Raw genomic sequence first — 16,683 nt, forward strand, 5'->3', positions numbered from 1 at the left:
GTGGCTTTCGGAGCGCGCATGCTCAAGACCGGCCTTGCCGTCACCTTGACCCTATATTTCAATTCATTCTTCCTGCATTTCCCGTCTCCGGTGATCTCCGCGGTAGCGGCGATGTTTGCCATACAGCCTACGATTTACCGCTCGTGGCGCCATTTTCTCGAGCAGCTGCAGGCCAATACGTTGGGCGCCGTTCTGGCGATGCTGGCCGGGATGTATTTTTCCAAGGACCCGTTCGCGATCGGGCTGATCTGCATCATCGTCATTATGATATGCCTGAAGCTGAAGATGCAGGACAGCATCGGACTGACCCTGGTGACCGTCATTGCGGTGATGGAAGCCTCGGGCCAATGGGAGTTTGCCCTCAGCCGCTTCGCCCAGATCCTGGTCGGGATCGGCACGGCGTCGCTGATCAATATCTTTTTTCTCCCGCCGCGTCCCCGCGAGCAGTTCGTCGCGCAGATTCAGAGCGTCTTTACGAAGCTGTCGCTTCTGCTGCGCACCGCAATCTCCAATGAGATCAAGGAAAATATTTTCCGGGACGAGAAGAAGGCGCTGGAGGATTCGCTCAAATCGCTGGCCGACAAGTTCAAGCTGGTCGAAGAGGAATACAAGTCGCTGAGAGGCAATCACTTCGGCAAAATCCGCGACCTGGTCGTGTACCAGCAGATGCTCGTCGCCCTGCGCAAAGGAGCCGATGTGCTCGACGCGGTAGAGGAGCATTACTTCCAGACGGACCGGGACAGCCGGCCTGACAGTGAATTTGACCGTCACCTGGAGACGCTGTGCAAGTTTCACGAGCATGTGCTTCTGAAGTTCGATGAGAAGCTGAAGGAAACCGACCCGCCGGAAGCCGAGCTGATGGAGGCGAAGAGCGCCCGGTTTCTGCGCGATATGATGGGCAGCGTCCATACAAGGGAGGAGGACGAGCTGCGGATCAGCATCGTTGCGTCCTCCATGTTCGAGTACAGCTACCATATCGCCCGGCTGGACAAGCTGGTTGAGCAGTATCATCGGGGCGAGGAGAAGAAGTGAGCGGAGGCGTTTTGTAGCCGTACCGGGTCCAACCGGTGCGGCTGTTTGGCGTTTCTCTTGGATGGTTGCTTTTACCCGAATCCCCCGCAAAGTTTGTATGAAATGGTCGGTGTTTGGAGTAGACGGCATCTTCGCCGCCGCGGTACAATAAGTGCGAACCCCAAGCTCACATGAAATCCCTGAAGGATTCGCACCACAGACGGGGCAAGGGATTGCGGATTGAACCCGTGGCGAGTCGGCCGATGGGTCCAACAATATGACCTTTAGTAGTTTATTCCATCTATCCGGCCGGCTTCTGTCTTGCGCAAATACGCGCCTGTAATCGAATGCTCGGCGGCAGCCAGTTGAGCGGGTGTGCCCTCGAAGACGATTTGCCCGCCCCTGTAGCCGCCCTCGGGGCCCATGTCAATAATCCAGTCCGCACGTTTGATCACATCCAGATTGTGCTCGATGACCACCACCGTGTTGCCCCCGTCGACCAGGCGGTTCATAATGTCCATCAGACGAGAGATATCGGACATATGCAGTCCGGTAGTCGGCTCGTCCATGACATACAGACCGCCTTCCTTGCGAAGTTCCCCGGCCAGCTTGATGCGCTGGCATTCCCCGCCCGACAAGGTGCTTAGAGGCTGGCCCAGCGTCATATATCCGAGGCCCACATCCTCCAGCGTCTGCAATTGGCGAAGCAGCTCCTTCCCGCTGAAGAACGCCGAAGCTTCCTGAATCGTCATGGCGAGGACGTCGCTTATGGATTTTCCATTCAGCTTGTACTCCAGCACTTCATCGTTGAACCGCCTGCCTTCGCATATTTCACAAGTCGTCCTTACGGGCTCGAGAAAAGCCAAATCCGTGTAAATCATCCCGAGCCCCTGACAGTTGGGGCAGGCCCCCTTGGAATTGAAGCTGAACAGAGAAGCGCTAACCTTGTTGGCTGATGCGAACAGCCGGCGGATCTCGTCCATCATCCCCGTGTAGGTAGCCGGATTGGAACGGATGGACGTACCCACGGCCGACTGGTCAATGACAATCGCCTCCGGATGCGCCGGCAGGAATGCTCCGTTAATCAATGAACTTTTGCCTGACCCGGCTACCCCCGTTACGACGGTCAGCACGCCTGCGGGTATATGGACGGTGACATCCTTAAGGTTGTGAAGGCTGGCGCTGGCTGCGGTCAGCCAACCTTTGGGCGCCCTGGTCGCCGTTTTCAAGGGCAGACTTTGCTTCAAGTACCGTCCAGTCAGGGTATCCGCGCGGAGCAAGCCCGCAAAATCGCCTTCGTAGACGATTTCTCCGCCGCGGGTTCCCGCATGAGGTCCGACATCGATGATGTAATCGGCGATCTCCATGACTTCGCGGTCATGTTCGACGACGAGTACGGTATTTCCTTTGTCCCTAAGCTGCCGCAGCATGCCGTTTAGACGGTGGACATCCCGCGGATGCAGCCCCACGCTCGGCTCGTCGAAAATGTAAGTCATATCGGTGAGACTGCTGCTCAGATGGCGGACCATCTTGATGCGCTGCGACTCCCCGCCCGATAAAGTTGCGGTCTGTCGGTCCAGACTCAGATACTCCAGCCCGATGGAGACCAGGTGGTTCAGCCGGGTCAGAAGCCCGTCGATCATGGGGCCGGCAATGGGATCCCTAATGGCTTCGATCATACGTACCAGCTCGCTAATCTCCATAGCCGCGCATTGGGCAATATTGTAGCCGTTAATCCGGCAGCCCAAGGCCACTTGATTGAGCCTGCTTCCCCCGCATAGGCCGCATTCGCTATAGGATAGGAAGCGGTCGAGAGTTTCGCGTTTGGCATCCGACATCTCGCTGCTGTCCCGCTTGATATACAGGCGGGTGAGCTTGGAGAGCAGACCTTCATAATCCGATTCGATATCGCCGCCTTTGGAGTGGTAGACGATCTTGCTTTCCTTACCGTGGAGGAGGGTGTTCCATTCGTCCGGCGTATAATCGGCCAGCCGCTTGTCGTTGTCGAACAAGCCGGAATAGGTATACGTATTCAGATACCAGCTTCCCACTTTAAATAAGGGGAACAGGACCGCGCCTTCATTCAGCGACTTGGACCTGTCAAGCAGCTTGTCTACATCGAACTGCACCACCTGCCCGACTCCGGAGCATTCCGGGCACATGCCGGCCGGGTCGTTAAATGAGAAAACATGCGAATTGCCGGCGAAAGGTTTGCCGATTCTGGAGAACAGCAGCCGAAGCATGGCATAAATATCTGTGACGGTGCCGACCGTCGAACGGGAATTGCCGCCGAGCCGTTTCTGGTCGATCACAACCGCCGTGGACAGGTTCTCGATGAGATCGGCATCCGGCTGGCTGAACCGGGGCAGCCGGTTGCGGATGAATGCGGTAAATGTTTCATTAAGCTGCCTCTGCGCTTCTGCGCTTATGGTGTCGAATACCAGGGAAGATTTTCCCGAGCCCGAGACGCCGGTGAAGATTGTTATTTTTCGCTTCGGTATCCGGACATTCACGTTTTTCAGGTTATTCTCGCGTGCTCCTTTGATGATGATAGCTTCCACGTTCACAGACTTCACCTCGGAATTTCATTTTCTTAGCTTTCACAGTATAACGGATTAATCACGACAACCTATGTCATAATTAGATGGCTATTTGTAGAGAGACTTCAAGGTCGCGGATGCGGTTTGTTCTGTTCGACAAACAGCCGGGGATGTGAGTAAAATGATGTTATTTCGGCCGGCCTCCGGCGAGGGAGAGATGGTGGTTCCCTGAGCGTATACAGTATGGTTTGACTGTGAGCAAGAATCGTCGATCCAAGTACCGGCAAGGCGGACTGATGACATGCAAAGAAGCTGGGCCGCAGGCGTTAAGGCCGGGAACAATTGTGATGCTCATACATCAGTAGATGGGAGGGGGTTATTGAAATGGCTAAACTGATCTACGCTGGTAACGTATCTTTGGACGGGTATATGGAGGACGGGAGCGGCCATATGGATTGGACGATCTCCGATGACGAGACGTATGCGTTCTGGACCGACTTCCAGCGGGCGATTGGCACTTACGTCTACGGGCGTCGTATGTATGAAACGATGGTGTACTGGGAGACGGCTGGCGCCAGCGGCGATCAACCGGAGGTAAAGCGGGAATTCGCGCAGATCTGGCGAGCGGCTGAGAAGATCGTGTATTCCCGGACGCTTCAGGCGGTGTCAAGCGCCAGGACTAGGCTCGAGCGCGAATTCGATCCCGATGCGATTCGGAGGCTGAAGGAGTCTTCAGAAGCTGACATTACGATTAGCGGTCCTGAGCTTGCCGGCCAGGCGATGAGCGCGGGACTGGTCGACGAATGTCATCTGCTTCTTAATCCGATCGTATTGGGTAGAGGTAAGCGAGCATGGCCGGAAACCCTCTGTATGCAGCTCGAGCTGCTCGGTGAACGCCGCTTCCGAAGCGGCATCGTTCATCTGCACTACCGTGTGATCGTCTGACCGCGGCGCACCTTCAGAATGGTGAATGTGACGCTGGACGGTTGCTGTGACCACACGCAGGTGATTGAGGTTAAGGAGCTCCACCAGTATACGGAGGAGCTGATGGACCAGGCTGACGGTCTGCTTGTCGGACGTGAAATCTACCAGCTATTTGTCGGCTGCTTCGTTTATAAATTCAGGCGCCTTCGGCGCGGCCGTCGTCCCGCCAATGCGCAGCTCGCCCTGGATGCGGATGTGCTCGCACGGCAGCGTCGGATTGGCGATACGCCAGAGCATCCGGTCAGCGGCGCGGTACCCCGTCTCGCGTACGGCGAGCAGCGGCCGGGTGAACGCCGGCAGAGAAGCGGGCTGGTCGTTGAGCATGCCGATAAGCGAAATATCCTCGGGCACGCGCAGACCGAGCTCGGCGCACAGCCGGTACACGGCCGGAACCTCGCCGTCCACGCCGCAGATGATAGCCGTAGGCGGGTCGGCCAACAGCTTCGCGCGCAGGTCGTCCAGCCAGAACGGATTGGCGATCCGCTCGTCGATCGAGTGCCTGGCGGGATCGACCGGCGCACCGAACTCGTTCATGGCGTGCTGGAACGCCTGCCAGCGGAGAATAAACCCCCGTTGGTGATGCGTATCTCCAACGTACATGATATCGGCATGACCGATTGACCGCAGATAGGCGACCGCCTGGTACGTGGCTTCATAGATGTCCCAGATGACGCTGTCGACTCTTGTGCCGAGCGGCGGGTAGCTCAGCAATATTTTCGGAACCGGCAGCTTCAGAAGCTCATCCTCCCACGACTTGGGCGTAAGACTCGGCGCAATGAAGATGCCGTCCGTGTAAGCAAGGGCGTGCTCCTCCAACCAGCCGGACATCGCCCCCTCCCGAATGGAAGTAGGCAGCAGGCACGCCTCAATATGGTGGCCGAAGGAAGCAAAGCGATCGCGCAGGCCGCCGATCAAACGTTCGTTATAGCTGACGGAGGCTTCGGTTTGAACGAGCAGGAACCTCATTTTTTCTACCGGATAAGGCGCGATGTGCTCGGCGCGTAAACTGCGGATTTGATCTTTCGTAAAATAACCGCGCTGCTCCATCGTTTCCAGGATCAGCTGCCGCGTCGATTCCGACATGCCGGGTTTGCCCTTCAGCGCTTTGGATACGGTTTGCACGGTTAAGCCCAGTTCTTTGGCGATCGTTTTCTGCGTGACTTCTTTGCGTATAGGCATTGACGGCTCACCTCTATTCAACAGGATCGGTGCATTCGTGCGATATGCTGTATCGTACCACGAACGGTTTTTAGATTAAACTAAAATTAAACTGGTTTCATCCGAAAACCGGACTATAATGAAGGTATCCGATCATGTGGAGGATGAGCTAATGGGTAACGAAGCAGGAAAAGCAGGTAAGCAAACGATTACAATAACATCTGAGCTTCCAATATCATATACGCCGGATGTCGTCGTTGTAGGCGGCGGCGCGTCAGGCGTTGCCGCTGCGATGGCGGCAGCCCGCAACGGGGCGGACACCCTGCTCATCGAGCAGCGGGGATATTTGGGCGGCATGGGTACAGCCGCATTGGTGCCGGCCTTTTGCCCCTACTCGGACGGTGAGAAGCCGATCATTCGCGGAATCGGACTCGATCTGCTGAATGAAATGAAGCGGGAGGCCGGAGAGGCGTTTCACCGGCGTTTCCAGGAGCAACTGGACTGGGTGCCGATCGATGTGGAGACGCTCAAGCGGGTTTACGATCAGCAGGTGCTGGACAGCGGGGCGAACATTTTATTCCACACGGTAGCCGATCAAGTGCTGCTGGACGGAGACCGCATCAGCGGACTGGTGATCAGCAATAAATCCGGCCGTTCGGTCGTTCAAGCCAAGCTGTATATTGACGCGTCGGGAGATGCGGATTTGGCGGCGCTGGCCGGCGTTCCGTTCCAGACGGGCGGTGAGAATGGCGAGCTGCAGCCGGGGACGATGTGCTATTTGGTGACAGGGGCGGATAAGGCGCGCTTCGATCAATTTTGCCAAGAAACCGGGCAATCCAAGCAACTGGACAAAACGATCGTGGAAGCGCAGCAGAACGGCGACCTGCCGGAAGGGCGCAAACGCGTATCCGGCATCGCATGGATAACGGATTCGATCGCCGGCTTCAACTTCGGACATATTTTCGGCATTGACGGCACGAAAGCGGAGGATTTGACCTATGCCGCTATTGAAGGGCGCAAGCTGATCGATACGCAGATCCGATTCCTGCGCAAATATGTGCGGGGCTTCGAGAACGTTCACCTCGTACACTCCGGAGACCAGATCGGCATCAGAGAAACGCGCCGCATCGCCGGGGATTATACGCTGGTCGTGGATGATTTCCTTTCCATGCGGACGTTCGAGGACGACATCGCGCGCAATGCGTATTTTATCGATATTCATCTGGCGAATGCGAGCAGCACGATGGTCATCAAGCATTTGCCGAAAGGCAAATCTCACGGCGTTCCGTACCGCTGCATGCTGCCGCAAGGCAAGTCCAACCTGATCGTCGCCGGGCGCTCGGTTTCGTCGGACCGTCCTGTCCAAGGCTCGCTGCGCGTCATGCCGAACTGCTTCGCCATGGGCCAGGCGGCCGGTACGGCTGCGGCGATGGCTAACGCCGCGGGCGGGGGCTTCCGCGAGGTGAATATTCCCGAGCTGCAGCGCAAGCTGATCGAGCAGGGAGCATGGCTAGGCGAGCATCCGGGTCAAGCGGAGGCTGTCACCGTCGCTTCCGGTCCCATTCACTACGACGAGGAAAGCAAATAACCGAGCTCAAGAAGATCGTCCTGACCCGCTGCTTGCGGTGAGGCGGTCTTCTTTTTTCCCTATCAGACGTTTACAGAATCTATGAGCATAAGGGGGCTGTGCCGTATGTTTCGACTCGTCATCATTGACGATGAACCGACTGTCCGTCATGGGTTAATGACTTATTTTGAATGGGATAAATATGGCATTGAAGTTGTAGGGGAAGCGGATGACGGCGATGTAGGGCTGGAGTTGATCGAGCGGCTCAAGCCGGATCTGGTGCTGACGGATGTCCGTATGCCGCATATGGATGGCATCCGGCTGTCCCATGAGATCAAAGCGCGCTTCCCGGCGATGAAAATCGTTTTCGTGAGCGGGCATGACGATGCGGATTATTTGAAATCGGCGCTGAAGGTCAATGCGGTCGATTATATTTTCAAGCCCGTGGACCGATTGGAGCTGGCTGCCGTTGTGGAGCGCGTCGTGAACGAGCTGCAGGAGGCGGAGCAGGAGCGCACCTATATCGTCGATATGCAGGTGAAGCTGACTGAAAGCATGCCGCTTCTGCGCGAGAAGTTTCTTATGTCCTTAATTCGCGACGGCATTAAGCACCCCGGCCGAATTCAAGACAGGCTCGACTTTCTTGGACTGGATCTGCCCCTCGAAGCGGTGTATTGGACGATCGTCGTGAAAATCGACGATAGCGCGCAGGTCGCGGCCGCCCGGAGCGAGCGAGATCAGCAGCTGTTGTCCTATTCCATATTAAATATTGTCCAGGAGCTCATCGGCAAGCATATGCGGGGTTATGTGTTTGAGAACCGGGGCGGGGAGTTTGTAGGGATTTTGCGGATGGATGAGGAGGATGCGCAGGAAGAGCTGCTGCTTGCCGTGGCCGAAGACATTCGGGACAGCTTGTTGAAATGGCTGAAAATCAGCGTAACGATCGGCGTCGGCGAGCGTATAGCCGAGCTGGCGTCTTTGCCGCAATCGTATTACCAGGCCCAGGAGGCTGCCGACCAACGATGGTATTTGGGCAAAAACCATGTCATCTCCATTGACCATCTGCAGCATGACAATGAGCATGTGTATCGTTTTGAAACCGCTCAAGCCGAACGTATTTACTCGCTGATCAAGTCGGCGGACCAAGAGGCGCTGCACGCGGAGCTGGACGATGTGTTCACCTCGCTTGCCCGGAACCGCATGATGGGGTTCGCCTATGGCCGCAACGTAAGCCTGCAGCTCATTGTACAGACGAACAGACTGCTGCAGGAGTTTAATATGCTGGGCGCGGAGATGGAGCATAAGGAGAGAGACTTATGGGAGCGTATGTTCAAGCAGGAACGGATTGCGGATTTAAGAGCGATTGTCGAAGAGCATCTGATGCAGGTGTGCAAGCGCATTGAGGAGAAGCGGAGAGGGAAACCTAAAAACGTCATCGAGCGCATCCGCGCCCTTATCGAGCAGCGCTATGCGGACAATTTGCAAATAAACGATATTGCCAAAGAGGTGTTTCTGTCCCCGACTTATATGTGCCTCCTGTACAAGCAGGAAACGGGCGAAACGATCAATGAGTTCATGACGAAGGTCCGCATCGAGAAGGCGAAGGAATTGCTCAGCGATCCCCGGAATAAGTTCTATGAGGTTTGCTTCCAGGTCGGATACGCCGACCCCAGCTATTTTAGCAAGCTGTTCAAGAAATATGTCGGACTTACGCCAAGCGCATACCGCGATCAGATGATATAAAAGAAGGGGCCAACCTCCATGAAACGGCTGCTAACGAATGGCTGGAATTACGTGCTGCTGCTTGCGAACGGAATGATGGCGGCCAAATACTGGCTGCTTGGCTACGTGCTGTTCATTCTTATTCCGGCAGCCGTGCTGCTGATCGCGCATACACAGAAATCTTCGCAGATTTTGGAAGACGAAGTCACGAACACGATGCTGCAAACGCTTAAGCAGGCGAGCATCAATTTGGATTTCCAGTTCGACTCGGTTCGCGATACGTCCAATACGCTGTTCATGAATCCGAAGCTGGGCGAATATTTAAACCGACAAGCGACGCTCGAGCAGCAGCTGGAAGCTCTGAAAGAGCTGCGGTATCTGGTGGACAGCTCGGAAGCGAATACGAACGTACACCGGGTTCGGCTGTTTGTGAACGGAGACCGGATGTTTACAGGCGAGAAGGTCAACTTTTTTACACAGGAAAGCTTGAAAAATTGGCCGTGGTACGAGAAGGTGATGAATTCGGGCGGCGCCATCGTGTGGTCGGGCGCTTACTTGGAGTCGTATATCGACCGGGGGCCGGCTTATATTTTCTCGGCAGCGAGAATGCTGAGGGACTTGCATGATTACGATCAAATTTCGGGCGTGCTGCTCATCGATGTGGCCGAGAAGACCATTACTGATATTTTGAATAAAATTAAGTTAACCAAAGAAGGCACAATTTATTTGCTTGGCAGCGACGGTTCGGTTATTTCGCACAGGGATAAGTCGCTGCTCGGCAAGAAAATGATGACGGACGAGCAGCGGGAGACAATTGCCCGCCATGATGAAGGCGTGATCAGGATGGTGGATGAGAAAGATCAGCGGTTCGCGATCTATACGAAGGTGGCTTCGACGGGATGGAAGCTCGTGGCTGAGGTGCCGCAATTGGAGATCAGCTCCCGGGCTGTCGCCCTGAACCAGTTCTCGGGCATCGCGACGATCTCGACCGTGACGATTCTGTTCCTGCTGCTCGTGTTTATTTTGCTCGCGATGATCGTGCGCATCATGAACCGGCGCATCCAAACCGTCATCCGCACGATCAAACGGGGCGGGATCGAAAGTCTGGACGATCGTGCGCTGCACGCCGGCGGCGACTTCAAGCTGCTGGAGAATAGCGTCGACCATCTCATTCACCGGGTTCACGGTTTGATGGAGGAAACGTATCAATCCAAGGTGCAGGAGCGCGAGGCCCAGCTGCGGGCTCTGCAAGCGCAAATCAATCCGCATTTCTTGTACAACACGCTGGATACGATCAATTGGATAGCCATCGGGCATAACGTGCCGGATATTTCGAACATGATCAACGGTTTGGCTAAATATTTCCGGCTCAGCTTAAACAAAGGCAGAGATTTGGTCAGTGTGACCGACGAGCTGAATCTGGCCAAGGTCTATTTGGAAATCCAGCTGAACCGTTTCCCCAAATCGTTTCAAGTCGTCTTCGATATCGAGGAGGGACTGGAAGAAGTGGAAATGCCCAAATTAACCCTTCAGCCCATCGTTGAGAATGCGCTCCTGCACGGCATCCGCAAATCCAAAAGCAAGACAGGGACGATCTATATCGGAGCCCGCAAAGAAGAAGATGTGCTGATCCTCTCCGTTACGGACGATGGGATCGGCATAGAGGAGGAGCTGGTGCAAAGCCTGCTCACAGAACCGCGGCCCACGATGAAATCCGACGGATCCGGAAGCTCCTACGGACTGTACAATGTCAATGAGCGCATCAAGCTGTTCGCCGGGGATTTGTACGGCTTGCAGATTCAGTCCACGCCCGGCGAAGGAACGACGGTTACGGTCCGGATCGGCTATCCAGTCTCCTGAATGCAAACACCGGCTTATCGCAGAAAGCGCTGCAGATGAGGCGGTGTTTTTTTTAGAACACGATAAGATTCCACCAGAAACAGAAATTTTACCACCTACATTTCATGTTGGCCACTCGATATAATTGTCCTACAAGAACACGGAGGTGAGCCATTCATGAGTACACCGCGAGCGGAGCTGGAGCTGCAAAAAGCTCACGCCAAACCAGTGGCTAAAAGCAGGGGCAGGTGGAAGCTGGTCTTAAGCAACTATGATTTGTATTTGCTGCTGGTGCCCGGATTAATATTCCTGTTGTTATTCAAATATGCGCCGATGTACGGCATTATTATCGCCTTCCAGGACTTCAATATCTTCGACGGAGTTATGGGAAGCCGATGGGTCGGACTGGACCAGTTCGAGAAGCTGATGCATTCGGAGCAGTTTTATCAAGTCTTCATCAACACGCTGCTGATCAGCTTATACAAGATCGTGCTGTTGTTTCCGATTCCAATCATCATTGCGTTATTCCTGAACGAAGTGCGCAAAATATTTTTCAAGAAAGCGATCCAGACGATCATTTTCCTCCCGCATTTCTTATCCTGGGTCATTATTTCCGGGCTGTTCATCAATATTCTGTCCCCGTCGGGCGGACTGGTCAACAACGTGATTCAATGGTTCGGCGGTGAGCCGATTTCCTTTTTCCTGGACAACGAATTTTTCCGCAGCGTCGTCGTCTTCACGGCCGGCTGGAAGGAATCGGGCTGGAACGCCATTATTTTCATTGCCGCCATCGCCGGGATCGAGCAGGAGCAATATGAAGCCGCTTCCATCGACGGTGCGGGACGCATTCGGCAAATGCTGTATATTACACTGCCGGGGATCGTGCCGACGATCATTCTCATTTTGATTCTGCGCCTCGGGTATTTGCTGGAGGCGGGTACGGAGCAAATTTTGACGATGTACAACTCGGTCGTTTATGAGACAGGGGATGTCATCGGGACCTTCGTCTATCGCCAAGGTCTTGGCCAGCAGGACTACAGCTTCAGTACGGCTGTCGGCTTGTTCAACTCCGTTGTCGGGTTCATCCTGATCGTAGGCGGCAATGAATTGAGTAAAAAGCTGATCAAGCGCAGCATCTGGTAGGAGGCGAAACTATGCATAAGAAAACCATTGGCGACAGGGTATTGGACTTCATTATTTACCTCTTTCTCATCGTTGCCGGTCTGGCTACCTTACTGCCGCTCGTCAATATTTTATCCAAAGCGGTTTCCGATGAATCCGCCGTTATCTCGGGGAAGGTAGGGATCATTCCCGTAGGCTTTCAACTGAATACGATGAAATATGTTGTGTCTTCATCCCAGTTTCTGCACTCTATCGGCATTTCGCTGCTGATTACGGTTGTGGGAACGTTTCTGGCGATTCTCCTTACCGTGCTTACGGCCTATCCGTTGTCCAAAAGATATTTGCCGGGCATTTCGTTCATCATGATCCTGTTCATTTTCACGATGATGTTCAATGGCGGCATCATTCCGAACTATCTGCTCATGAAGCAGCTGCATCTTATCAACAGCCTTTGGTCGCTTATGCTTCCTGCATTAATCAGCGTTTTCAATATGCTCGTGATCAAAAGCTATTACGAATCTTTGCCGGAGGCGCTTGAGGAATCCGCCAAAATGGACGGAGCCCGCAACTTCACGATTTTGTTCAAAATCATTATCCCGTTAAGCGTGCCTGTAATCGCCACGATCGCCTTGTTCTATGCCGTATACTTCTGGAACGATTATTTCCATCCGATGCTCTATATTAACGATGCCGGGCTTAAGCCGCTGCAGCTGTACTTGCGCGACATTGTGATGGATGCGGACAGTTCCAATGCCGTGAACAAAAGCGTGGACGATATGATGAACATTTCACCGGAAGGGATCCGCGCAGCGACTGTCATCGCGTCGATCATACCCATGCTGCTCGTATATCCTTATTTGCAAAAACATTTTGTCAAAGGCGTTTTAATCGGTTCCGTCAAAGGGTGAGTGTGCATTAACGCCCTTGCGATTAGCTGTCTCAGGGCTTAATGATATAGGATATACAATTAATCAGGGAGGTTTGCACATGTTAAAAAGACACAATAAAGCGGTGCTTTTAACGCTCACAGCAAGCTTATCGGTCACTTCTCTTGTCGCATGTTCTTCCAAAAATGAGACGCCTGCCGGCGGCGCAGCTCCGGCTAGTCCTGCACCGGCAGCGACGGCGAACGAACCGAAGCCTCAGTTGAAATCTTTGCAAATCTGGCAGAAAGACGATTACAACACCTATCCGGTCGCGAAATACCTCGAGCAGAAGACGGGTTATAAAGTGCAGTACGACATGCTGCCTCAAGACAAAGCGGCGGATAAACTGAACATCCTCATTGCTTCCGGTGAACCGTACGATGCGGTAACGACGGGCGGAGGAACTGATTTTAAAGCGTTGTTTGCAGATTATGCGAAAAAAGGCGCCTTGACGGACCTGGGACCTCTGATTGATAAATATGGACCGAACATCAAAGCAGCCGTAGATCCAGCCGTCCTGGAAGCGGCCAAGGTAGACGGCAAGCTGTACGCCATCCCGACCAAAACGATTTCCTTCGCCAGTGAGAGCTTGTATATCAGGCAGGACTGGCTCGAGAAAGTGGGCATGAAAACTCCTACTACGCTGGATGAACTGGTGGCTGTTTTGAAAGCGTTTAAAGAAAAAGACCCGGGCGGCAACGGCGACAAAAATATTCCGCTTACGATTAGAGGCGACGCGATGTTCATCAGTAACATCGTCGGTGCATTCGGCATGACCACTTTCTGGAATGATGTGAATGGCAAGCTCACGCCACGCGTATTGGACCCTGCATACAAGGATTACGTGACTTTCGCCAATGACCTCTTCAAGCAAGGACTGCTGGATAAAGAGTTCGCCGCGAACAAAGATGCAACGGCCAAAGAAAAGTTCTCCAGCGGGAGGGCCGGCATGATCATGCTGCACTGGGCTGACGTTCCGGCTGTGAACGATGCGCTGGTGAAAAACAATCCGAATGCCAAAGCGGGCTTCATCCCGGCCTTGAAAGGAAAAGACGGCAAAGCCGGCTTGAACGCAGCGGCAGGCTTCGACCGGATCACGTTTATTCCGAAAGCGTCCAAGCATCCGGAGGATGCGATCAAATGGATGAACGCCAAGCTGGAACCCGAAACTTTCAAAACGATGGCGATCGGTGAAGAAAACAAGCACTATACGCTAAAAGACGGCGCCTACTTGCCGATTCAGCCGATTTTCACCGACGAGCGAAATCAGGCGAACAACTTCTTAATGGGTACGGATGATAAAAATTATCCGACATATTGGCAGGCTCGCGTTCGTAAAGACCCTCGTCTGTTTGAGGCTTGGAATTTCATGAATACGGTTGAACCGGCTAGCACAAGAATTAAAGATCCGTTAGGCTTGGCGCCTTACTTGCCGGAATTCTCTAAAAACTTCCAACAATTGAATACGATGGTTGGAGATTATACGACGAAGCTGATTTTCGGAGCGGAACCGATTAGCGGTATTGAAGCTTTCCAAGCGAAATTCAAAGCCGCCGGCGGAGATGCAAGCTATAAGGAAGTAAACGACTGGTACGCCACAGTGAAAAAGTAAGTTGGTTCCGAGGAGAACGTGCCTGCTAGGCAGCGCATGTTCTCTTTTTTTAAGAGTAAACTCGCCGGATGGATGATTTGCCGATTGTGTTCAGGTTAGATAAAATATAGTCATGATGTATGGGTAGGGAAGGTGCAGCAAAGATGACAGGTTCATTGAAATGGCAGGGAAAAAGCTGGTGTACGCTCGGAGACAGCATTTCGGCGGCGGGCGGCTATCAGCCCTTGGTCAGCGCGGCGCTTGGCTTCGCCACTGTGCTGAACGAGGGACGAGGCGGGTGTCCGCTCACGGCTGGCAGCGACCGCGATGAAGGGGCGACGGTCCACATCGGCCGGCAGCTGGAGCCCGTGTACGATTGTGTCACCGTTTTCGCGGGAACGAACGATTTCCGGCTGGGGATGCCGATCGGCCGAATGGGGGAACGGGATATTCATACGTTCTATGGGGCGTATGCAACACTGGTAGAGGATATTCTCACCAAAAATCCCGCATGCCGTCTCAACCTGTGGACGCCGCTTCAACGGGACAAAGACGGCTACGACATTCATTCCGTGAATGCGGAAGGTCACCGGCTGGCGGACTATGTGGAGGCGATTGGGGTCATTGGCACCGAATATGCGCTTCCGGTGCTGAATTTGTACGGGGAAAGCGGATTTAACCGCTTCACGCTTGATTTTCTCAGCAGCGACCGGCTGCACCCGAACGAGGAGGGCTTTAAGCGGATTGCCGCGATGGCGATTCCTTTCCTGGAGCGTATATGACGGAACCGCCATAAGCGGAAGCTTGAAGATATGTCGTGCGTCATTTATGGAAGTAAGATCAAAGGTGTTCGTGTGAGAAGGCTCACACGAACACCTTTTCAATTGCATATGGATGAAGCGCACGGCTTTCATCCACATGCACGAAGGCGTCGTACCGCTGCGCCATAACAGAGGGAACGTAGTTCCCGCGCTCATGCGCCGGGTGGTACACGACCCCGATGGCACGATGCCCCAGCGCCTCGCGCCCGAGCAGCGGATCCTCTCTGTTCAGCATGAGGATCTGATCATACGCGCCGGCGCGATGCATGAGCTCCTCCCAGCTGCCCGGCTGGGCAGCCGGGATTTGCATCGTCGCCACCGGCGCGCCCCAAGCATTTGCGGCCAGAACCGTGCCGCGGTAGGTGCCGAAGCCGATGGCGAACACATCGGCTTCCCCGTGCGCTTCGCGCACAAGCTGGCCGACGTTGACCATGCCGTCTTCCAGCATATCTGTCGCACGCGCGTCGCCGATGTGCGTGTTATGCTCCCAGACGATGACCTTGGCGTCTGGGCCGTGGTATTCGGCGAGGCGGCGGAGCGCCTCGGTCATATGCCGGTCGCGGACATTCCACGACTCCGCGTTGTGGCGCACCATAGTACGGTAGTAGTCCTCCGCGTTCACGGCCACCAGCGCATTGAGCTCCGCGCTAAGGGCCGCTTCGCTGTCTTCGTCGTACTGTACCCTTGCGGCATGAAGCTCTTTCAGCAGCTTCACGACTTCGTCTTGACAGCTTTCACCGTAGAAAGCGGCGGATACGCCGTAATTTTGCCCATCCTTGTTGTAGGCGTCAAAACATGCGAAAGCTTTCCGCGCCAAGTCAAGCTGTTCAGGGGTGCCGCTCTCCTGCAAGTAGCGCTCGATTTCGGCCAGGGACTCCCACAAGCTGTAGACGTCCAGGCCGTAAAAGCCGACCCGCTCACGGAGCGGCTTGCGGGCGTTATGCCCCTTGAGCCAGTCAGCCAGTTCTTCGACTTCTTCATTGGCCCACATCCAGGTCGGCCAGCGGTTGAAACTTTCCAGCGCCGCGCGCGCGCTTAACTTGGCGCCTTTGTATTGCTTCACATAGCGGTTGACCTCATAGCAGGAGGGCCAGTCGCCCTCAACGGCGATGAAAGCGAAGCCTTTGTCTTCGATAAGTTTGCGCGACAGCTCCGTACGCAGCTTATAAAATTCCGATGTTCCATGCGTCGCTTCACCGAGGAGCACGTATTTCTTATCGCCGATCGCTTCGATTAGCATATCCAAATCATCATTGGAGTTAAGCCGTACAGATTGCTGCTTGATTTGTTCCACGACGGCTTCCTGCATATCGGTCTTCATATTCGTTTTTTTGTACACTTGGGCAGCTCCTATTATCAATTTTACTTTTGTAGTATGTACAATTGGCAGAAAAAAGTGTTT

12 protein-coding genes are annotated in these 16,683 nt (G+C 54.2%); 9 read left to right on the forward strand and 3 right to left on the reverse strand.

Going from position 1 to position 16,683, the window contains the following annotated elements; genetic code table 11:
- Window positions 1-1,032: an FUSC family protein gene (locus tag BLR08_RS02400; RefSeq protein ID WP_072328366.1), complete on the forward strand. Its 1,032-nt coding sequence runs from the start codon at window positions 1-3 to the stop codon at window positions 1,030-1,032.
- Window positions 1,033-1,295: 263 nt separating this feature from the next.
- Here the strand turns inward: BLR08_RS02400 and BLR08_RS02405 are convergent, their stop codons facing one another.
- Window positions 1,296-3,587 carry an ATP-binding cassette domain-containing protein gene (locus tag BLR08_RS02405; RefSeq protein WP_371117066.1) on the reverse strand — a complete coding sequence of 764 codons (2,292 nt, stop codon included), beginning with the start codon at window positions 3,585-3,587 and terminating at the stop codon, window positions 1,296-1,298.
- A gap of 348 nt (window positions 3,588-3,935) precedes the next feature.
- On the opposite strand from BLR08_RS02405, the gene BLR08_RS02410 reads away from it, so the two are divergent.
- Entirely contained in the window at window positions 3,936-4,496 is a 561-nt protein-coding gene (locus tag BLR08_RS02410; protein WP_072328022.1) for a dihydrofolate reductase family protein, read from the forward strand.
- A gap of 147 nt (window positions 4,497-4,643) precedes the next feature.
- Here BLR08_RS02410 and BLR08_RS02420 read toward each other — a convergent pair whose 3' ends face one another.
- Complete coding sequence (locus BLR08_RS02420) at window positions 4,644-5,714, reverse strand: LacI family DNA-binding transcriptional regulator (protein WP_072328023.1); 1,071 nt, start codon at window positions 5,712-5,714, stop codon at window positions 4,644-4,646.
- A 151-nt stretch (window positions 5,715-5,865) separates the two neighbouring features.
- Between BLR08_RS02420 and BLR08_RS02425 the strand changes: the two genes are divergently transcribed.
- The 7 genes from BLR08_RS02425 to BLR08_RS02455 all read left to right on the forward strand — a co-directional run bounded on the left by BLR08_RS02425 (window position 5,866) and on the right by BLR08_RS02455 (window position 15,242).
- Window positions 5,866-7,281, forward strand: a complete 1,416-nt coding sequence (locus tag BLR08_RS02425; RefSeq protein ID WP_072328025.1) for an FAD-dependent oxidoreductase — start codon at window positions 5,866-5,868, stop codon at window positions 7,279-7,281.
- Window positions 7,282-7,386: 105 nt separating this feature from the next.
- Window positions 7,387-9,003 carry a response regulator transcription factor gene (locus tag BLR08_RS02430; RefSeq protein ID WP_072328027.1) on the forward strand — a complete coding sequence of 539 codons (1,617 nt, stop codon included), beginning with the start codon at window positions 7,387-7,389 and terminating at the stop codon, window positions 9,001-9,003.
- A gap of 18 nt (window positions 9,004-9,021) precedes the next feature.
- Window positions 9,022-10,842 (forward strand): sensor histidine kinase, encoded by a 1,821-nt coding sequence (locus tag BLR08_RS02435; RefSeq protein WP_072328029.1) that lies wholly within the window; start codon window positions 9,022-9,024, stop codon window positions 10,840-10,842.
- 156 nt (window positions 10,843-10,998) lie between these two features.
- Window positions 10,999-11,964: an ABC transporter permease gene (locus tag BLR08_RS02440; protein ID WP_072328031.1), complete on the forward strand. Its 966-nt coding sequence runs from the start codon at window positions 10,999-11,001 to the stop codon at window positions 11,962-11,964.
- A gap of 11 nt (window positions 11,965-11,975) precedes the next feature.
- Window positions 11,976-12,851, forward strand: coding sequence for a carbohydrate ABC transporter permease (locus tag BLR08_RS02445; RefSeq protein ID WP_072328033.1), 876 nt, complete (start codon window positions 11,976-11,978; stop codon window positions 12,849-12,851).
- Between the two features lie 79 nt (window positions 12,852-12,930).
- Complete coding sequence (locus tag BLR08_RS02450) at window positions 12,931-14,481, forward strand: extracellular solute-binding protein (protein ID WP_072328035.1); 1,551 nt, start codon at window positions 12,931-12,933, stop codon at window positions 14,479-14,481.
- Between the two features lie 143 nt (window positions 14,482-14,624).
- On the forward strand, window positions 14,625-15,242 hold the full coding sequence (locus BLR08_RS02455; RefSeq protein ID WP_072328037.1) for an SGNH/GDSL hydrolase family protein: 618 nt from the start codon (window positions 14,625-14,627) through the stop codon (window positions 15,240-15,242).
- Between the two features lie 82 nt (window positions 15,243-15,324).
- Here BLR08_RS02455 and BLR08_RS02460 read toward each other — a convergent pair whose 3' ends face one another.
- Window positions 15,325-16,620 carry an erythromycin esterase family protein gene (locus BLR08_RS02460; protein WP_371117071.1) on the reverse strand — a complete coding sequence of 432 codons (1,296 nt, stop codon included), beginning with the start codon at window positions 16,618-16,620 and terminating at the stop codon, window positions 15,325-15,327.
- Window positions 16,621-16,683: the final 63 nt, after the last annotated feature.

The sequence above is a fragment of the Paenibacillus sp. cl123 genome (assembly GCF_900101595.1).
Classification (GTDB): Bacteria; Bacillota; Bacilli; order Paenibacillales; family NBRC-103111; genus Paenibacillus_G.